Below are 19,592 nucleotides of genomic sequence, written 5' to 3'. Positions count from 1 at the left end.
TTCGGTATCCGGACTTGGCGGAAGCTTAGGTTCCCGCGGTTTGAAGCCCGTTAACAGCGCTGTTTGCGGCCCGGCCCGGCTTGTGCGAGAGGGCGGCGGCTGCGATCCTTGCGCCGTCAACCGGGGCGGTCACCTTGATGCGACTGGACGAGGCGTCTTCGGCCCCGCGCGTCCTGATTTACAGCCACGACACCTTCGGGCTGGGGCATCTGCGCCGCTCGCGGGCGATCGCCAACGCGATCGTGGCGTGCAACCGCGGCGCTCAAGCGATGATCGTCTCGGGCTCGCCGGTGGTTGATCGCTTCGCCTTTGCGCCGGGCGTCCGGACCGTCCGGCTGCCGCCGGTGACCAAGTTCGCGGATGGCAATTATGCCAGCCTCGACGCGGCGACCCCCCTCGCCCGCACGGTCGAGCAGCGGTCGGCGATCATCGCCCAGGCCTGCGGAACCTTCCGCCCCGACCTGATCATCGTCGACAAGGAACCGGCTGGCTTCCACGGCGAGTTGCTGCCGGTGCTGGAAGGCGCCGCCGACCGCGACATCCGCCTGGTCCTCGGACTGCGCGACGTCCTCGACGACGCCGATCGTCTCGTGCCCGAATGGGAGCGCAAGGGGGCGATCGAGACGATGGTGCAGTTCTACGACGAGATCTGGGTCTATGGGCTGAGCCGCATCCATCAGCCCCTCGCGGCGCTGCCGATGGATCCCGAGATCGCCGCGCGCATCGACGCGCGCCTGATCTATACCGGCTATCTGCGCCGGGACCTCCCGGAGCGCCGCGCCGACCGCGAGGAGCCGGCCATCGCCGACGGCCCGTTCATTCTGGTCACGCCGGGCGGCGGCGGCGATGGTGCCGCCCTGATCGACTGGGTGATCGCCGCCTACGAGGCCGATCCGGCGATCCCTTTGCCCGCCCTGATTGCCTTCGGTCCCTTCCTCGATACCGCCACCCGCGACGGTTTCGCGGCGCGCATCCGCGCGCTCGGCGGAAAGATCGCCGCGATCACCTTCGACAGCGAGATCGAGTTCCTGTTGCGCAAGGCCGCCGGCATCGTCGCCATGGGGGGCTACAACACCTTCTGCGAGATTCTGTCCTTCGACCGTCGCGCAATCCTCGTGCCCCGGACCGAGCCGCGGCGGGAGCAGGCGATCCGGGCGCTCGCGGCCGAGCGGCTTGGCCTCGCGCGGGTCCTGATGGAGGCCGAGGGCCGGACGCCCGGGCGCATGGCGGCCGCGCTCCGCGACCTGCCGGAGCAGGATCCGCCGTCGCGGGTGCTGGTGCCGGGTCTGCTCGACGGCCTCGACGCGGTCGCCCGCCGCGTGCGGGCGCTGACGGCGCGCGGCAGCGCGGACGAAGAGGCTCGCCCGTGCCTGCAGGCCTATTCGTGAGCGCCAAACGGGTCGCCGTGGTGCTGAAGGGCTATCCGCGGCTCTCCGAGACCTTCATCGCGCAGGAGCTGCTCGCCTTGGAGCGGCGCGGTCTGTCCCTGGAGATCTGGTCCCTGCGCCGCCCGACCGACCGGGCGCGCCATCCGATGCACGGGCAGATCCGAGCCGAGGCCGCCTACCTGCCCGAATATCTGCGCGATGCGCCGCTGCGTGTGCTCCGCGGACTCGGTGCGGCGCTCCGGCGGCGGAACCTCCCGGCGCTTCTCGCGCTGTTCGTCCGCGATTTCCGGCGCGACCCGACGGCGTCGCGGCTGCGCCGCCTCGGGCAGGCCCTGGTCCTCGCCCGGGAACTGCCGGCCGACATCGCCCATATCCATGTGCATTTTCTGCATACGCCGGCCAGCGTCGCCCGCTACGCCGCGCTGCTCACCGCGCGCCGGTGGAGCTTCTCGGCGCATGCCAAGGATATCTGGACGACGCCGGACTGGGAGCTGACCGAGAAGCTACGCGACGCCGCTTGGGGTGTGACCTGTACCCGCGACGGGCTTGCACGTCTGGACGCGCTCGCGCCCGGCCGGACGCTGCTCGCCTACCACGGGCTCGACCTCAGCCGCTTTCCGATCCCGCCGCCGCATGAAACGCGCGACGGCACGGATCCGGTCCGGCCGCTCCGGCTCCTCTGCGTCGGCCGGCTCGTCGCCAAGAAGGGACACGACGATCTCATCGACGCCCTGGCCACCCTGCCCCCAGGCCTGCATTGGCAGCTCGACCTGATCGGCGGCGGAGAGCTGCGCGCTGCCCTGGAGGCGCGGGTTGGCACCTGTGGCCTCGCGGAGCGGATCCGCTTCCGGGGCGCCCTGGCGCAGCCTGCGGTGATCGAGGCCATGCGCGCGGCCGACCTGTTCGTCCTGCCGACGAAGCCGGCCCCGGGCGGCGACCGCGATGGATTGCCGAACGTGCTGATGGAGGCGGCAAGCCAAGCGTTGCCGATTCTGGCGACCGCATTCGCCGGCACGCCGGAATTCATCACCGATGGCACGCACGGGGTCCTGGTCCCGCCGGGCGACCCGGCGGTGCTGGCGGCGGCGCTGATCCGTCTCGCCGACGATCCGGGCCTCCGCCGGAGGCTGGGCGAGGCCGCCCGGGCGCGGCTTGTGCGAGACTTCTCCGAGGAGGCCGCGATCGCGCTGATCGCCGGCCGGCTGCGTGCCTCTGCGGGTCTGTCGTCGGACGTGGCCGCACACGAATCGGAGCTGCCCGCGTGCGCGTCCTGATCGCGGTCACGCATCTCTTGGGCGCGGGGCATCTCACCCGCGCCGCCGCCCTCGCCCGCGCCTTCGCGGCGGCCGGTCACGAGACACTGCTGATCTCGGGCGGCGTTCCGGCGCCGATGGTCCGCCGCGACGGCCTGCGCCTCGTTCAGCTGCCGCCGCTCCGGATCGCCGGCACGGAGTTCTCGACGCTGCTGGAGCCCGACGGCCGTCCGGCCGAGCCGCCGCTGCTGGCACGCCGCAGCGCCCTGATGACCGAGACCGTGACGGCCTTCGCACCGGATGCCGTCATCACCGAGCTGTTCCCCTTCGGCCGGCGCGCCCTGGCACACGAGTTCCTGGCTCTGGTGGATGCCGCTCGTGCAGGTCGGCCGCGCCCGCTCGTCCTCGCATCCGTCCGCGACATTCTCGTCGCCTCGACGAAGCCCGCGCGCATCGCCGAGGCGCATGCACGCGTGGCGGACCTCTACGACGCCGTTCTGGTACACGGCGATCCGGCTCTCGTGCCCCTCGATACCTCCTGGCCCGTCGATGCGGCCACCGCCGCGAAAGTCCGGTACACCGGCTACGTGGACGAGGGCACGGTCGCTTTGCCGGCAACCCGTCGCGCCGGCGTGCTGGTCGCCGCCGGATCCGGGCCGGCCGGGCTGGTTCTGCTCGGCGCTGCCGCCGAGGCGGCCCGGCAACGGCCGGATCTCGGCTGGCGGATCCTCGCCGGCCACGGTGTGCCCGAGGCGGCGCTGTCCGGGATCGGCCGCGATCTTCCTCCGGGCGTCCTCGGCCGTGCCCGGCCTGACTACCGCGCCCTCCTGGCCGGGGCTGCCGTCTCTGTGAGCCAGTGCGGCTACAACACGGCCATCGATCTCCTCGCCACGGGCACGCCCGCCGTGCTGGTGCCGTTCGAGGCCGGCGTCGAGACCGAGCAACGCCTGCGCGCCGCGTGCCTCGCCGCCCGCGGTCTCGCCCGTGTGCTGCCGGAATCGGAGTTGACGGCCCAAACCCTGGTCCAGGCCGTCGAGGCCCAGGCGGCTGCACCCGTCCCCGGTCCGCACGGCATCGACATCGCCGGCGCCCGGCGCACGGTGGAACTGGTCGAGAGCCTGCACGGCGTCGGTCCGGCGCGGCGCGGATCCGTTCCCGCGACGGATCCGGCCTTCGCGGTCATCGATCGCGCCCTGGATTCCGTGGCCGCCCGCGGCGGGCGTGTTCCGCTGTTCTGGCGCGACGACGATGCGATCGCGGCGAGCCCGAAGCTCGATCGGCTCGTGGGGCTTGCGGAGGCGCATGGCATCCCGCTGCTCCTCGCGGCGATTCCGTCCGGGATCGAGCCGTCGCTCCAACGGCGCCTTGAAACGGCTCCAGGCGTGAGGGTCGCCATTCATGGCCTCGCCCACAGCAACCATGCGCGCCCCGGCGAGAAGCCGGCGGAGTTCGGTGCGCACCGGCCCCTCGATATCCGGATCGCGGAGGCCGCGGCCGGCTTGCGGATCGCCCGCGCGCGGCTGGCGGAGGCCACGGTGCTGCCGGTCTTCGTCCCACCCTGGAACCGCCTCGCGCCGGATCTCGCCGCCGCCCTGCCTGATCTCGGCTATTGCGGCCTCTCGGCCGTACCCGGCCCACCGGTTCCGGGTCTGCGCCGGCTCGACGCCACGCTCGACCCGATCGACTGGCGGGGCACCCGGTCCCTGTGCGATCCGGAGGCGCTGCTGACCGGCGTCGCCGACGTCATCGTCCGTGCGCCGGAGCAGCCGGTCGGTCTGCTGACCCACCATCGCGTCCATGACGACGCCCTCTGGAGCTTCGTCGCGGCGCTGATCGCGCACCTCGTCCGGCACCCGGCGATACAGCTGCTGGATCTTCGCGAGCACTTCGGCGTCGCCGCGATGGACATGGGCCCCAAGGCGTCTAAGTCTCGGGTCTCACAGATCGCGAGGACGGGTTGAGCCCGCTATTGTCCATCCGCGACCTCGCGGTCGCGTTCCGCACGGAGAGCGGCCCGTTCGAGGCGCTGCACGGCCTGTCCCTCGACGTTCACCGCGGCCGGACCCTTGCTCTCGTCGGGGAGTCCGGCTCGGGCAAATCGGTGACCGCCCAGGCGATCCTCCGGATTCTGCCCCCGGCCGCCGCCATCACCCGTGGCCGGATCCTGTTTCGGGATGGCGAAATGGAGACTGACATCGCGCGCCTCCCCGCCGACAGCGAGGCGATGCGGGCGATCCGCGGCCAGCGGATCGCGATGATCTTCCAGGAGCCGATGACCTGCCTGTCTCCGCTCCACACGGTGGGCGATCAGATTGGCGAGGCCCTGCGGATCCATACCGGTGCCGACCGCAAGGAGGCGGATGCCCGAACCGAGGAGGCGCTGGCCCGGGTCGGCTTCCCCGATCCGCACCGCGCCCTGCGGACCTATCCGTTCGAGCTGTCCGGGGGCCTACGCCAGCGGGCCATGATCGCCATGGCGCTCATCCTGAAGCCCGCCCTGCTGGTGGCCGACGAGCCGACCACCGCGCTCGACGTCACAACGCAGGCTCAGATCCTCGCCCTGCTCGCCCGGCTCCAGGAGGAGATCGGGATGGCGATCCTGCTGATCACGCACGATCTCGGCGTGGTGGCCAACATCGCCCACGACGTGGCGGTCCTGTATCGCGGCCGCCTCGTGGAGGCGGGCCCGCGCGACACGGTGATGCGGACGCCGGGCCATGCCTATCTCCGCGCGCTCCTTCACGCGGTGCCCCGCTTCGACATGCAACCCGGCGAGCGCCTGACGCCGATCCGCCCCGCGCGGGCCGAGATACCGCCCGGGCAGAAGCCCGCGCCGCTGGCGGGGCCGCTCCTCCAGGTCGAGGGCGTCAGCAAGAGCTTCACCCTGCGCGCGGGACGGATGTGGCAGAAGCCGCGGACCGTCCATGCGGTCTCGGACGTCTCGCTCAGCCTCGCGGGCGGCCAGACGCTCGGGCTCGTCGGCGAGTCCGGATCGGGCAAAACCACCGTCTCGAAGATGATCATGCGGGCGCTGCGGCCGGATGCCGGGCGGATCCTGTTCGACGACGGCAGCGGCCCCCGGGACGTCCACGCCTTGAGCGGCGATGCGTTGTTCGCCTATCGCCGCACGGTCCAATTCGTGTTCCAGGACCCCTACGCGTCCCTGGATCCGCGCATGACCGTGCGCCAGATCCTGTCCGAGCCGATGGAGATCCACGGCGTCCCGGCAGGAGAGCGACGGGAGCGCTGTCGTGCCCTGATGGCGATGGTCGGTCTGGAGTCGAGCGGTCTCGGCCGCTACCCGCACGCCTTCTCGGGCGGCCAGCGGCAGCGCATCGGCATCGCCCGGGCCCTCGCCCCGAAGCCGCGGCTGCTGGTGCTCGACGAGCCGGTCTCGGCCCTCGACGTCTCGGTCCAGGCCCAGATCCTGAACCTGCTCAAGGATCTCCAGGCGGCGCTGGGTCTCTCCTACCTCATCGTCTCCCACAATCTGGCAGTGATCGACTACATGGCTGACACCATCAGCGTGATGTGCCGGGGGCGCATCGTCGAGGAGGCGCCCCGCGCCGCCCTGTTCCGCCGTCCGGTGCATCCCTATACGCAGGCGCTGCTCGCGGCCGTGCCGGATCCCAGCCTCGACCATCCGCTCGATTTCGCGGCGGTCGCGGGCGACCAGAACGATCCGATGCGCTGGGAGGAGCCTTTTCGCCTGGCCCCCGACGAGGCCGGGGCGATGCGCGCGGTCGAGACCGGCCACCGGGTGCGCTTCGGCGCCGCCCACGCGGTCGAGGCCGCGTGATGCAGGCCCGGCCACCCGTGATGCTGGAGCGCCTGCGCCGCAAGGTGCTGTCGCCGCTCTTCGACCGCCTGGGCTACGACCTCGTCCCGGCGGCCCCCGACTGGAGCCACCGGCCGACGTCACCGCGCGAGGTGGCGACGCTGCTCGAATCGGCCGCCGCCATCCTGGAACGGGATCTCGCCGCCGCCGGCCTGGTTCCGGATGGCGACGTCCTCGAACAGGTCCAGGCGTTCTGGGCGCTGATCCCCACCGCGCCCGTCCGCCAGCGCAGGGGCGGGAGCGGCTTCAACGGCGCGCTGCAGCTCTACATCGCGATGCGGGCGCTGAAGCCGGATTTCGTGGTCGAATCCGGCGTGTTTCGCGGCCTCACCACCTGGGTCATCCGGCAGGCCCGCCCGCAGGCACAGATCTTCTGCCACGATCCCGACCTGTCGGGCCTCCAGTACCGCGACCGGCAGGCGCGCTACAGCACCGCCGACTGGTCGAAAGCCGACTGGTCCATGCTGGACCCGGCGCGGACGGTGGCGTTCTTCGACGACCACGTCGCCCAGGGGCGGCGGGTCGTCGAGGCGCAGGCCCGGGGCCTAACCCGTCTGCTCTTCGACGACGATGCGGCCGGACACCGGATCCACGCCCATGGCGGACCTGCGCATCCGACCATCGCGATGATCACCGGCCCCGAACGCAGCCCGGAGCCGATCCGCTGGACCCGGAACGGTCGCCACTTCGAGCAGCCGGCCGACGATTCTCTTCTCCGGCAGGCTGCAGACCTGATCGTGCGGTCGCATGCCTTCGATGACCTGCACCGGGCCACGGGCTACTCGCCGGCGCGGCTGACCTCGGTGACGCTTCGGGGCAGCCCATGAGCGCCGGGGATTTCCGGGACGATTCTTCCGCCTCCCTCCCTCGCCGCGGCAGGCGGGACGGCACGGTCTCCCGCCGCGCCCTCCTCGTCGGCCTGGGCGCCACATTGAGCTGGTCGCGTGCGCCGTCATGGGCCTTCGCAGAGACGCCGCCGACGGATGCGCCTGGTCCGCCGACCAAGCCCGCCGTCGCCGACCTCGCTGCCCATGGCCGCCGTCTCGGGACGGCAGGCGGCACGATCCGGACCCTCATCGCGAAGGCCCGGGATGTCCGCTACCTGTCGGTCTACGGCTATACCCGCTTGGTCGGCTACGATGCCGCGCTGAACCTCCGTCCCGACGTGCTGGAACGTGTCGATGTCGAGGGCGGGCGCTTCACCTTCACGCTCCGCCAGGGCCACCGCTGGTCGGACGGCCATCCGTTCACCACGGAGGATTTCCGCTATTACTGGGAGGACGTCGCCAACGAGAAGGCGCTGAATCCCGATGGGCCGCCGGCCTTCTTCCGGGTCGACGGCAAGCTGCCGCAGGTGGAATTCCTCGACCCGGTCACGGTCCGCTACAGCTGGGACCGGCCGAACCCGATGTTCCTGCCCGCCCTGGCGGCGCCGCGGGACCCGCTGATCTACCGGCCGGCGCACTACCTGAAACCGTATCATGCCCGCTACATCGGCAAGGAGGCGGCCGACGCGAAGGCCAAGGCGCTCAAGCTCCGCAGCTGGGCGGCGCTGCACAACCGCCTCGACGACAATTACGAGCTCAACAATCCGGAGTGTCCGACCCTGCAGGGCTGGGTGCCGCGGACCCGCTCGCCGGCCACCCGGTTCCGCTTCGAGCGCAACCGCAGCTACCACCGGGTCGACACGGCCGGCACGCAACTGCCCTATGTCGACACCATCGTGATGGACGTGGCTTCGCAGGGCCTCCTGGTCGCCAAGACCAACGCCGGCGAGGCCGACCTGATGTTTCGCGGCCTGACGATGCCCGATATCCCGAGCCTCAAGGAGGGTGAGGCGGCCCATCGGTACCGCACCAACTTGTGGCCCGTGGCCCGGGGATCGGAGATCGCCCTCTACCCGAATCTCACCACGACGGATCCGGCCTGGCGGCAGCTCAACCGCGACGTGCGCTACCGGCACGCCCTGTCGCTCGCCATCGATCGCCGGACCCTGAACAACACGCTGCTGTTCGGACTGGGCACCGAGGGGAACGACACGATCCTCTCGGACAGCGCCCTCTTCGAGCCGGAGATGCGGACGCTGAACGCCGCCTACGATCCGGCGCAGGCGGCGAAGCTCCTCGATGAACTCGGTCTGACCGGACGCGACGGCGCGGGCACGCGGCTGCTGCCCGGTGGGCGGCCGCTGGAGATCGTGGTGGAGAGCGACGGCGAGGCCGAGATGGTGCTGGACGCGCTGCTCCTCATCACGGAGTTCTGGCGCGAGGTCGGCATCCGGCTGATCACCAAGCCGCAGGAGCGCACCAACCTGCATCGGCGCTCCATCGGCGGCATGACCATCATGGTGGCCGCCCAGGGGCTCGACCTCGCGGTGCCGACCGCGATCATGCCGCCGACCGAGCTGAGCCCTGCCCAGCCGGAGCACTATTCCTGGCCCCTCTGGAGCATGAACGTCGAGAGCCGCGGCAAGAGCGGCGAGCCATGCGACGTTCCGGAGGTCCAGCGACTGCTCGACCTCGACCGCCAGTGGCGCGACACCGACGACGCCGCCAAACAGGCCGCGATCTGGCGCGAGATGCTGACGAATCACGCGCGCAACACCTGGGTGATCGGCACGGTGGCGGGGGCGCTCCAGCCCGTTGTCGGCGCGGATCGCCTGATCAACCTTCCGAAGCGCGCCCTCTATTCCTGGGAACCCACTGCGATGATCGGCGTGCAGCGCCTCGACGAGTTGTTCTGGGAGACAGGCGCCGACACCCGCGCGGAGGTCCGGTGATCCGTCAGATCCTTCGCCGGATCGTCACCATGGCGGTGACGCTGCTGGTCATTTCGGCGCTCGTCTTCATCATCATCAAGCTGCCGCCCGGCGACTACCTGTCCAACCGGATCATGGAGCTGCGCGCCACCGGCGATGCCAGCTCCGTGGCGAAGGCGGAGTTGCTGATCCAGCAATACGGGCTCGACCGCCCGGTCTGGCAGCAATACCTGATGTGGATCGGGGTGATGCCCGGCTCGGTTGGGTTCTCGGGCCTGCTTCAGGGCGATTGGGGCTGGTCGTTCGAGTACGACAAGCCGGTGGCCGACGTCGTCGGCGACGCCCTGTGGCTGACTCTGCTGATCAATCTGACGGCCGTGGTGTTCGTCCACCTCGTCGCGATCCCGGCCGCGATCTACTCGGCGACGCACCGGAACACGGTCGGCGACGCCGTCGTGACCCTGCTGGGCTATGTCGGCCTCGCGGTCCCGGGCTTCCTGCTGGCGCTGATCCTGCTCTTCTACGCCAACCGCTGGTTCGGGCTGTCGATCGGCGGCCTCTACGATTCGGCCCTCACCAACCAGCCCTGGACCTGGGAGAAGGTCCGCTCGCTCCTGGCGCATCTCATCGTGCCGACCCTGGTGATCGGACTCGGCGGTACGGCGGCCATGATCCGGCGGATGCGTGCCAACCTGCTGGACGAGCTGGCCAAGCCCTATACGGTCACGGCCCGCGCCAAGGGCCTGCCGCCCCTGCAGGCGTTGCTGAAGTATCCGTTCCGGATGTCGCTGAACCCGTTCGTGGCGGATATCGGCAACCTGCTGCCGCACCTCGTCTCGGGTTCGGTTCTGGTCTCTCTGGTGCTCAGCCTGCCGACCGTCGGGCCGCTGCTCCTCGAAGCCCTGCGCAGTCAGGATCAGTTCATGGCCGGCTTCCTCCTGATGTTCGTCGCGGCCTTGACCCTCGTCGGCATGCTGATCTCGGACCTGATCCTGGTCTGGCTCGATCCGCGCATCCGCATGGGCCTGCGATGAACCGGCCCGCCATGAACGACGCGCTCGCCGCATCGGGACATTTCGTCGATCCGGCCCCCTTCGAGCCTGAGGCCAGGGCCGAGAGCCCGGTCGCGACGGCGTCCGCCTGGCGGCTGATCCTGCGTAAGTTCCTGCGCCATCGTCTGGCCGTGGCCTCGGCCCTGATCCTGCTCGCCCTCTACGCGATCGTGCCCTTCGTCGAGCAGCTGGCACCCTACGGCCAGACCCGCCGCAACGGCGACTACCTCTATGCGCCGCCCCAGGGCGTTCACCTGTTCCATGCGGACCGCTTCGTCGGCCCGTTCGTCTATCCCTACCGGGCCCATCTCGACCTCGACACGTTCCGCCGGGACTACAAGGTCGACGCGTCCGCGCCGCAGCCGTTGCGGTTCTTCTGCCGGGGCGACGGCTACGACTGGCTCGGGCTCGTCCACACCGACTGGCACCTCGTCTGCCCGCCGGAGAACGGGACGCTGTTCCTCCTCGGAACCGACAAGCTCGGGCGCGACCTGTTCTCCCGCATGGTCTACGGGGCCCGGATCTCCCTCACCATCGGCCTGGTCGGCGTGGCGATCTCCTTCACCCTCGGGCTCTTCTTCGGCGGTATCGCGGGCTATTTCGGCGGCATGGTCGATGCCGGGGTGCAGCGGCTGATCGAGGTGGTCCGGTCCCTGCCCGAGCTGCCGCTCTGGCTCGCCCTGTCGGCGGCCCTGCCGCCGAACTGGAGCCCGCTGCTGATCTTCTTCGGGATCACGGTGATTCTCGGGCTGCTCGACTGGCCCGGGCTCGCCCGGGCGGTGCGCGGCAAGCTGCTGGCGCTGCGCGAGGAGGATTTCGTCCAGGCCGCCGAACTGATGGGCGCCTCGCCCGCCCGGGTGATCGGCCGGCACCTGATCCCGAACTTCATGAGCCATCTGATCGCCTCGGCGACCCTGTCGATCCCGACCATGATCCTCGGCGAGACCGCCCTGTCGTTCCTCGGCCTGGGCCTGAGGCCGCCGGTGACCAGCTGGGGCGTGCTGCTCAACGAGGCGCAGAATCTTGCGGCGGTGCAGCTCTACCCTTGGCTGCTCCTGCCGGTCCTGCCCGTGCTGGTGACGGTGTTGGCCTTCAATTTCATGGGCGACGGCCTGCGCGACGCGGCCGATCCCTATCACTGACGGAGGCGGCCGTCCCCGCGCGTCCGGACGGGCGCCTCGAAACCCCTAACCCGCGAGCGGCAACGGTGCGATCCGTGTCGGTGCGGCGACGCCCTTGCGCTCGAGCAGGCCCGGCGGCGGCACCGGGGCGTCGATGGTGCAGACCACGCCGGTCGGCTCGTAGCTGAGGACGACCTCGCCGGCGAGTTCCCGGGCGAGGCTGCGCTCGATCAGACGCGAGCCGAAGCCGGTCCGCGTCGGCTTCTTCACCGGCGGACCGCCGCGCTCGGACCACCGCAGCGACAGCTGCATGTCCTCCGCGCGCCGGACGGTCCACGAGATCTCGACCACGCCGCCCTCCGCGGAGAGCGCGCCGTACTTCACGGCGTTCGTACCGAGTTCGTGCAGGGCCATGGCGATGGACAGCGCGAGCCGTGGCGGTAGACGCAGGGCCGGTCCCACGACATGGAACCGCGAGTCCCGGCCGGCGCCGGCCTCCAGAGGCCGGATCGCGTCCGCCACGACCGCGGAGAGTTCCGCGCCCTCCCAGCTCTCCCGCGTGAGGACATCGTGGACCCGCGCCAGGGCCAGGAGGCGCGCCTCGAAGGCGGCGCGTGCCGCATCGGCCTCCGCGCCCTCCAGCCCGCGCAGCGACTGGGCGGCGATCGACTGGACCGTCGCCAGGGTGTTCTTCACCCGGTGGTTCAACTCGTGGATCAGGAGCAGCAGGTGCTCCTCGGCATTCTTCGTGTCGGTGATGTCGATGTTGCAGCCGGTGTAGCCCAGGAAATTCTGTCCGTCGTCCAGCCGCGGGACACCCTCGCACTGGAGCCAGCGCACCGCCCCCGTCCGGTCGATCACCCGGGCCTCCGTGCGGAACGGGATCCGGGCCTCGAAGGCCTCCGCGAAGGCGGTCCGGAAGCCGTCCAGATCATCGGGATGGACGATCTGGTGCCAGCCATCGTCGTTGAACTGGTTGGCCGGCAGCCCGAACAGGTGCTCGAAATGAAGATTGGCGAAGCTGACCGCCCCGGTCTCGTCGGTCATCCAGATCAGGGCCGGCGCCGAATCGGCCATGTGCCGGAAGCGCGCCTCGCTCTCGCTCAGGGCGCTCAGGCCGCGCTTGGTCTCCGCCAGCGCCCGGTCGCGCTCCTCTTCCCGGGTCCGCAGCCGGAGCGAGGCCTCGGACAGCACGACGGCGAGTCGCTGGATCTCGTGCACCGGTGAGGACACCCGCGGGATCGCCTCACCCCGGGCCAGGGCCGGCCCGGAGGCGGCCAGCAACCGGAGGGGGCGCGAGACCCGCGACCAGAGATTCACCGCCAGGAGCGACGACGTGGCGAGGACCAGCAGGCCGAAACCGGCGAACGCCCAGATCCAGCGCCGCACCCGCGCATCGACGACAGTCTGCGGGATGCTGGTGGCGACCATCCAGCCGGTGAGCCGCGAGCGCGCCTCGATCACCACCACCGGCTTGTGCTGGCGGTCCTGGCCGTCCCAGACGCCGGGCGTCGCCGACTGCACCTGTCGAAGGCTGGCAAGGCGCGGCTTGCCGACCACCGCCTCGGGATCCGGCAGCCGGGCGAGAACGATGCCGGCCCGGTCGCTGATGCCGGTGGTCCAGCCCGGGACGACCTCACGGGACAGGATGCCTTGGAGGCGCGACAGGGGCACCGTGAAGCTCAGGATGTAGCCGACCTCGCCGTCGATCATCACCGGCACGCCCACCGCGTAGGTCGCCTCGCCCGGCATCGGACCCGGCACGTAGCCGCTCACCATCGCCCGTTGCGTGCCCCGGGCGAGGTCCTGATCGAAGGGGAACGCGACGATCGGCATCGGCGCCCCACGGGGAACGCCGGTGTTCACCACCTCCTGACCGTTGGGCCGGCGCAGCAGGACGTCCAGATCGATCGATTCGCGCACCAGACGCGCCTGCGCGTCGAACGCCTCGAAATCGCCCTGCCTGATCCGCGGCGAGGTGGCCAGCGTCTGGAGCACCGAGACCAGACCGGCGGTGTCGCGGTCGAGGGACAGGCCGATGCCGCGCACGTTCTCGCGGGCGTCCTGCTCGAAGCGCGCCCGCTCGGCAGAGGCGTAGCGCATCAGCAGGATGCTGGTGAACAGCAGGCCCGGGCCGATCAGCGCGATCACCAGCGCGATCAGGTAGACCTGCGTCGAGAAGCCGTTCCGCCCGAAGCGATGCAGCCGCCGCGACAGCCACGACCGGCGCGCGGGGATGATCGCCGGGACGCCCGCCCCCTCGGCTTGGTGATCCGGACTCAAGCGGGGTCCGTCCCCGGCCCGCAGTGCCCCGCAGGCGCCTTGCCGTTCCCTCGCCTCATGATCGGTCGATATGGCCGAGATCGCGCGCCGGGTCGAGGTGGTCGCGCACGCGTTGCTTCAGGGTCTTCACGTCCGGGAAGCCGCCGTCCCGCACCCGTTCCCAGAGGAGCGCATCGCCCAGCGTGATGCGGAACAGGCCCCCCGAGGCTGGGACGAGGGCGACCTCGCCGAGATCGTCGCGAAAGGTTGAGAGGAGCTCCTGCGCCATCCAGGCTGCCCGCAGCAGCCAGTTGCACTGGGTGCAGTAGGTGATCGCCACGCGCGGCCGATCCGGCCCCGTCGCGCAGGCCGCCGTCACGTCGCTGCCCTGTCTCGCGCCCGCTGGCCCATCGTGCATGGCCCCACAGCGCACCGGGCCGCGGGCCTTGTCAACCTCGCCGGCGCCCGTGGTGGCGCGCCTGCCGCCGGCGACGGCCGAACCCGGACTCGGCAATCCGGGACGCGGAGGCGCTTCGCCGGCCCGTCTCCGTGCGGCAAAGATCGTCGGCCGCGCTTGACGTCCCGGGCCGCCGCGCTCTAGAACGCCGGCCACCGGGTTGCGGCGCCCTCGAGGGCGAGCGGCTCGATCGCGTGCGTTGAAACGGCACGCCGGTACGGACGGTTAGCACAGCGGTAGTGCGTTCCCTTCACACGGGAAAGGTCGCAGGTTCGATCCCTGCACCGTCCACCATCCCGCTCCCATCCCCAGACGGTCTGATCCCGCGGACCACCGTGTCGGTTTGCCACCCGAAATGCGCGTGCTAAGGGCGCTCGATCGGTGAACGCATAAGCTTGGACCCGGCCCGATCCGGGTCGCAGGTTACGGGCAGGGGAAGGGCGGGAACAGCCATGAAGGATATCCTCGACAAGCTCGAAGAGCGGCGGGCGCAGGCCCGGCTCGGCGGCGGTGAGAAGCGCGTCGAGGCGCAGCACAAGCGCGGCAAGCTCACGGCGCGCGAGCGGATCGAACTCCTCCTCGACCACGGGTCGTTCGAGGAGTTCGACATGTTCGTGCAGCACCGCTCCACCGATTTCGGCATGGAGAAGCAGAAGATCCCGGGCGACGGTGTCGTCACCGGATGGGGCACGATCAACGGCCGCACGGTCTTCCTGTTCTCCAAGGACTTCACGGTGTTCGGCGGCTCCCTGTCGGAGGCGCACGCCCAGAAGATCGTGAAGGTCCAGGACATGGCGCTGAAGATGCGCGCCCCGATCATCGGCATCTTCGACGCCGGCGGCGCCCGCATCCAGGAGGGCGTCGCGGCGCTCGGCGGCTACGGGGAGGTGTTCCGCCGCAACGTCATGGCTTCGGGCGTGATCCCGCAGATCTCGGTGATCATGGGCCCCTGTGCGGGCGGCGACGTCTATTCGCCGGCCATGACCGACTTCATCTTCATGGTCCGCGACACGAGCTACATGTTCGTGACCGGCCCCGACGTGGTGAAGACCGTCACCAACGAGGTCGTCACGGCCGAGGAGCTCGGCGGCGCCAAGGTCCACACCACCAAGTCGTCCATCGCCGACGGCTCGTTCGAGAACGACGTCGAGGCGATCCTGCAGATCCGCCGCCTCCTCGACTTCCTGCCGGCCAACAACACCGACGGCGTGCCGGAGATCACGAGCTTCGACGACGTCAGCCGCATCGATGCATCCCTCGATACGCTGATCCCCGACAATCCGAACAAGCCCTACGATATGGGCGAGTTGATCCGCCGCGTCGTGGATGAGGGCGACTTCTTCGAGATCCAGTCCGCCTACGCCCGCAACATCATCACCGGCTTCGGCCGGATCGAGGGGCGCACCGTCGGCTTCGTGGCGAACCAGCCGCTCGTGCTTGCGGGCGTCCTCGATTCGGACGCCTCGCGGAAGGCCGCGCGGTTCGTGCGCTACTGCGACGCCTTCGATATCCCGATCGTGACCTTCGTGGACGTGCCGGGCTTCCTGCCCGGCACGGCCCAGGAATACGGCGGCCTGATCAAGCACGGCGCGAAGCTGCTCTTCGCCTATTCGCAGGCGACCGTGCCGCTGGTGACGATCATTACCCGGAAGGCCTTCGGCGGCGCCTACGACGTCATGGCCTCCAAGCACGTCGGTGCGGACGTCAACTACGCTTGGCCGACCGCCCAGATCGCCGTGATGGGCGCCAAGGGCGCGGTGGAGATCATCTTCCGCAGCGAGATCGGCGACCCGGAGAAGATCGCGGCCCGCACCGGCGAGTACGAGGACCGCTTCCTGTCACCGTTCGTGGCGGCCGAGCGCGGCTATATCGACGAGGTGATCATGCCGCACTCGACCCGCCGCCGGATCGCCAAGGCCCTCGGCATGCTCCGCACCAAGAAGATGGAGCAACCCTGGAAGAAGCACGACAACATCCCGCTCTGACACGGGCGCGGTGGCCGGCGGCACGCTCCGCCGGCCTCTCAACTGCGGTCGCTGTTCTCGATCACCGCGCACAGGGTCAGCGGACCCTTGTCGGGCGACACCATGGCCGAACAGGTCACCCGAGCGCCGCCGAGATCGACATTGCTGTGGCGCAGCTTGGTCGCGGTGGCCTGGGCCCGGTGCGCGGCCTCCGTGATGACGGAGGCATCGATGCCCGTCACCACGTGGCCGGCCTTGCCGAACACGTCGAAATAGCGATCCGGCGGAGTGGCGCCCCGATATTGGGCGCCGACCGACGAGTGGTCCGGTCCGCCGCAGGCGAGGGTCAGGGTCATGTCCTCACCGGCCGTGAAGCTGGCATAGTCGCTCCGGCGATCCGTAGTCTTGGCCGCAGTCTCGCCGGTCACCTTGTCGATCAAGGTGTCGCAGGATTGCGCCCGGGCCGTTCCCGAGCCGGCCGCGAGAAGTGTGAAGACGATCAGGGGGAAGAGTGCGCGCATTCCCGCGAGGTAGCGCGACGGCGCCCAAAAGCGAGCCAACCGGCGCTTCGGCGCCTCCGACCCGCCATGGTCCGGATCAGGCGGATTCGCCCCGCCGCGTGTCGAGAGCGGCCCCCGCGCCGGCGAGAAGCCGTCGCTTCAGGCGGGCGATGCCCTCGCGCTGCAACTCACTCGGCGGAGAATGCGCGCCAGCCACCTGGGTCAGCATCGCGATCAACTGCTCCCGCTCGGCCGGTGTCAGCGCGTCGCGCAGCAGCGGAGCCAGCGCGTCGGCGACGTGCGAGAAGGGAAGCCGCGCCTGCGTGTAGCCCCAGGCCCGCTCGAAGGTCGCCGAGATCCGCTCCACCTCCAGGGGCGTCTCCATGTATTCGAGGATCCGCGTCTTCTCGCTGGCGGTCAGGGGGCTGCCCGTACGGACCAGCTGAATCATCAGGATGATCGCGGCCAAGCGGGGATCGCGGACACGCTGCAGCGGCGTTCCGACGAGGTTCTCGAAGGTGGACACGGCGCGGCGCTGGAGCCCCTTCGTGTCCCGGTTGACCTCCTGCAGACCCTTGACGGTCCCGTGCGTCCGCAAGATCCAGAACAGTCCCGCAACGATGAGGCCGATGAGGCCGAGCAGGATCGGCATGAACGTCCCCAGATCGAATCGATGCGGGACGGTCCCATGCACATCTCGATGTGTCAAATTGCCGCCGAAAGCCTCCGGGCACCGGAATTCATCATTTGATCTACAGAATTACGATCGCATGACTTGCGCGCGGCTGGATTGTGCTTCGACGATCCATCGATCGTCTGACAGTCGAGCGGCGGCCCCGCGAATGCCCCGCGTTCAGCTGGCGGCTGTCACCGCGTCCGTCTTGCCGAGTTCGAGGAGGACGATCTCGGGAGGGACGCCCATCCGCACCGGGATGCGGCTCATCCCGAACCCGCCCGAGACGATCATGTGGCGGCCGTCCTGGATGACATGGCCGTAGGAATAGTCGTGTCCCTGCACCTTGCGGATCGCGGGGGCGTGGCCGAACAGGCGAATCTGGCCGCCATGGGTGTGCCCGGCGAGGGTCAGGGAGACGCGGTCGGGCACGGCGACGAAGATGTCGGGCTCGTGCGCCATCAGGATCACGGGTGCCGAATCGGTGATCGGATCGAGCGTTCGCGGCAGGTCGGCCAAGCTGAACGTGTTCCACGCGTCGAAGAAGGGCTGTTGGTCGCCGAGACCGGCGAGCCAGAACGGCCGGCCGTTCTTCACCAGGCGCACCGCACGATTCTCGAGAACCGGGATACCCTGTGCCTCCAGCAGGCGCCTGACCGCGGGCACGCCGCGGCCGTTCCTCTGGACCGTATGGTCGTCCCACCAATCGTGATTGCCGAGGATCGCGTGCGTGCCGAGGGGCGCCTTGAGTTCGGTCATCATCCGGGCGAACTGATCGAGCGGCAGCTTGCGCCACGCGATCCGCCCGGCCGGATAATCGCCGAGCAGAAGCACCAGATCCGGTTCGAGCGCGTTGGTCGCTTCGACGATCTGCGCCACCCGGTCGAACGGCATGAACGGCTCGCAGATGTGGAAATCCGCCAGGACCGCCACCCGTAGTTGCAGCGACGGATCCCACCGCGGCAGGGTCGGCGCATAGGATGTCACCACCAGCCGATGCAGCGGCTCGATGTCGAGGGCATAGACGCCGGTGGCGGCGGTGATGCCCGCGCCTGCAGCGAGCCCCGTCAGGACTTGCCGTCGGCTCGGCATGATCAGCATCGCGACAACACCCGTTGGCTCCGAACTACGCCGGTGTCCCGCTAGGAGCGCAGTCCGGCGAAAGCGGGGCAAGACTGGATTTCACGATCGCGCTTTGCCGCTTCGAAACCGCGAGACGGACCATGGCCTGCCGCCCCGCTCGGTTTATAAGGCAGTGTCTCGTCCAGCGAAGTGATCCGGAACCAGATGTTGAACCGCCCCCTGCGCATCGGCACCCGCGGCTCTCCGATGGCGCTCGCGCAGACCGGCATGGTGCGGGACCAAATCGTCGCCGCCAATCCGGGCCTGGAGACCGAGTTGGTGGTCGTGACCACCGTGGCAGACAAGATCCTGGACCGGCCGCTCTCCGAGATCGGCGGCAAAGGGTTGTTCACCAAGGAACTCGAGCAGGCGCTGTTCGCCGGCGAGGTCGACGTCGCCGTGCACTCGATGAAGGACGTGGAGACCTGGCTTCCCGACGGGCTCACCATCGCCTGCATCCTCGAACGTGACGATCCGCGGGACGCATTCCTGTCGCCGCACGCGGACGGTCTGGCGGGGCTGCCGGCGGGCGCGCGGATCGGGACCTCGTCGCTGCGCCGCGGCGCGCAGGTTCTGATGCGGCGGCCCGATCTCCGGGTCGTGCCGCTGCGGGGCAACGCCAACACCCGGATGCGCAAGCTCGAGGCCGGGGAATGCGACGCGACGCTGCTCGCCCTGGCGGGCCTCCAGCGCCTCGGGCTGGAAGACATGGCCCGCAGCGTCCTGTCGGTCGAGGAGATGCTACCGGCCGTGGCACAGGGGGCACTGGGCATCGAGTGCCGTACGGACGACACGGTCATCCGCGACCTCCTGGCGCCCATCGCCTGCGCCCGGACCACCATCGCCGTGTCGGCCGAGCGATCGCTGCTCGCGGAACTCGATGGATCCTGCCGGACGCCGATCGCCGCCCTGGCGCAGATCGACGGGGATGTCCTGCGGATCGACGGCTTGCTGTTCCTGCCCGACGGCAGCCGCCACTGGTCCGCGTCCCGACAGGGGCCCGTGACGGATGCGGAGCGGATCGGCCAGGAGGCGGGAGCCGCCCTTAAGGCGGCTGCCGGCGACACCTATACCCGTCACCTGCAGTAGAAGACGGGCCGCAGGACCCACCCTCCCGATCGCCCTCACGCAGGCCGGTGCGGATGGCGACCGGCCGCCGCCCTGTGGCGGGGAGCGTGACGTGCTGGAGGGCGAATTTGGGGCC

At 70.0% G+C, this 19,592-nt stretch carries 15 protein-coding genes and 1 tRNA gene; 11 read left to right on the top strand and 5 right to left on the bottom strand.

The features are described from left to right. Nucleotides 1-137 precede the first annotated feature (137 nt). Genes A3862_RS17985 through A3862_RS17950 form a run of 8 tightly spaced genes read left to right on the top strand, consistent with a single transcriptional unit; the run spans nucleotide 138 to nucleotide 11,431 of the window. The gene (locus A3862_RS17985; RefSeq protein WP_043757995.1) at nucleotides 138-1,388 is read left to right on the top strand and encodes a glycosyltransferase family protein; all 1,251 of its coding nucleotides are present in this window, start codon (nucleotides 138-140) and stop codon (nucleotides 1,386-1,388) included. After that, nucleotides 1,385-2,662 carry a glycosyltransferase family 4 protein gene (locus A3862_RS17980; RefSeq protein WP_043757997.1) on the top strand — a complete coding sequence of 426 codons (1,278 nt, stop codon included), beginning with the start codon at nucleotides 1,385-1,387 and terminating at the stop codon, nucleotides 2,660-2,662. The genes A3862_RS17985 and A3862_RS17980 overlap by 4 nt, the downstream gene beginning before the upstream one ends. Further along, nucleotides 2,650-4,602, top strand: coding sequence for a glycosyltransferase (locus A3862_RS17975; protein ID WP_111473870.1), 1,953 nt, complete (start codon nucleotides 2,650-2,652; stop codon nucleotides 4,600-4,602). Before A3862_RS17980 ends, A3862_RS17975 begins: the two co-directional genes overlap by 13 nt. Then, a complete protein-coding gene (locus tag A3862_RS17970) occupies nucleotides 4,599-6,440 on the top strand; it encodes an ABC transporter ATP-binding protein (RefSeq protein ID WP_111473869.1) in 1,842 nt (613 codons plus the stop codon). Before A3862_RS17975 ends, A3862_RS17970 begins: the two co-directional genes overlap by 4 nt. Beyond that, nucleotides 6,440-7,306 (top strand): hypothetical protein, encoded by an 867-nt coding sequence (locus A3862_RS17965; protein ID WP_043355095.1) that lies wholly within the window; start codon nucleotides 6,440-6,442, stop codon nucleotides 7,304-7,306. Before A3862_RS17970 ends, A3862_RS17965 begins: the two co-directional genes overlap by 1 nt. Beyond that, nucleotides 7,303-9,258, top strand: coding sequence for an ABC transporter substrate-binding protein (locus A3862_RS17960; RefSeq protein WP_043355097.1), 1,956 nt, complete (start codon nucleotides 7,303-7,305; stop codon nucleotides 9,256-9,258). Before A3862_RS17965 ends, A3862_RS17960 begins: the two co-directional genes overlap by 4 nt. Beyond that, nucleotides 9,255-10,271, top strand: a complete 1,017-nt coding sequence (locus A3862_RS17955; RefSeq protein ID WP_043758002.1) for an ABC transporter permease — start codon at nucleotides 9,255-9,257, stop codon at nucleotides 10,269-10,271. Before A3862_RS17960 ends, A3862_RS17955 begins: the two co-directional genes overlap by 4 nt. 11 nt (nucleotides 10,272-10,282) lie before the next feature. Beyond that, nucleotides 10,283-11,431, top strand: a complete 1,149-nt coding sequence (locus A3862_RS17950) for an ABC transporter permease (RefSeq protein WP_043761206.1) — start codon at nucleotides 10,283-10,285, stop codon at nucleotides 11,429-11,431. A 45-nt stretch (nucleotides 11,432-11,476) separates the two neighbouring features. On the opposite strand, the gene A3862_RS17945 is transcribed toward A3862_RS17950, so the two are convergent. Then, nucleotides 11,477-13,693 (bottom strand): sensor histidine kinase, encoded by a 2,217-nt coding sequence (locus tag A3862_RS17945; protein WP_111473868.1) that lies wholly within the window; start codon nucleotides 13,691-13,693, stop codon nucleotides 11,477-11,479. Between the two features lie 55 nt (nucleotides 13,694-13,748). Further along, nucleotides 13,749-14,090: a SelT/SelW/SelH family protein gene (locus tag A3862_RS17940; RefSeq protein ID WP_083683805.1), complete on the bottom strand. Its 342-nt coding sequence runs from the start codon at nucleotides 14,088-14,090 to the stop codon at nucleotides 13,749-13,751. Between the two features lie 258 nt (nucleotides 14,091-14,348). Between A3862_RS17940 and A3862_RS17935 the strand changes: the two genes are divergently transcribed. Beyond that, nucleotides 14,349-14,423, top strand: a tRNA-Val gene (locus tag A3862_RS17935). Between the two features lie 158 nt (nucleotides 14,424-14,581). Next, the gene (locus tag A3862_RS17930; RefSeq protein ID WP_043379941.1) at nucleotides 14,582-16,114 is read left to right on the top strand and encodes an acyl-CoA carboxylase subunit beta; all 1,533 of its coding nucleotides are present in this window, start codon (nucleotides 14,582-14,584) and stop codon (nucleotides 16,112-16,114) included. 38 nt (nucleotides 16,115-16,152) lie between these two features. Here A3862_RS17930 and A3862_RS17925 read toward each other — a convergent pair whose 3' ends face one another. The 3 genes from A3862_RS17925 to A3862_RS17915 form a co-directional block, all read right to left on the bottom strand. Continuing rightward, nucleotides 16,153-16,614, bottom strand: a complete 462-nt coding sequence (locus A3862_RS17925) for an ABC transporter ATPase (RefSeq protein ID WP_111474369.1) — start codon at nucleotides 16,612-16,614, stop codon at nucleotides 16,153-16,155. Between the two features lie 76 nt (nucleotides 16,615-16,690). Next, on the bottom strand, nucleotides 16,691-17,245 hold the full coding sequence (locus A3862_RS17920; RefSeq protein ID WP_043761211.1) for a tellurite resistance TerB family protein: 555 nt from the start codon (nucleotides 17,243-17,245) through the stop codon (nucleotides 16,691-16,693). 201 nt (nucleotides 17,246-17,446) lie between these two features. After that, the gene (locus A3862_RS17915) at nucleotides 17,447-18,367 is read right to left on the bottom strand and encodes a metallophosphoesterase (protein WP_043758005.1); all 921 of its coding nucleotides are present in this window, start codon (nucleotides 18,365-18,367) and stop codon (nucleotides 17,447-17,449) included. A gap of 186 nt (nucleotides 18,368-18,553) precedes the next feature. Between A3862_RS17915 and hemC the strand changes: the two genes are divergently transcribed. Further along, nucleotides 18,554-19,477: a hydroxymethylbilane synthase gene (hemC, locus tag A3862_RS17910; RefSeq protein ID WP_043758008.1), complete on the top strand. Its 924-nt coding sequence runs from the start codon at nucleotides 18,554-18,556 to the stop codon at nucleotides 19,475-19,477. The last annotated feature ends 115 nt before the right edge of the window (nucleotides 19,478-19,592 follow it).

Origin of the sequence: Methylobacterium sp. XJLW, from assembly GCF_003254375.1 — a bacterium.
Lineage (GTDB): Bacteria > Pseudomonadota > Alphaproteobacteria > Rhizobiales > Beijerinckiaceae > Methylobacterium > Methylobacterium fujisawaense.
Note: the sequence above shows the minus strand (reverse complement) of the source record. Positions and strands in the feature narration are given on the sequence as shown.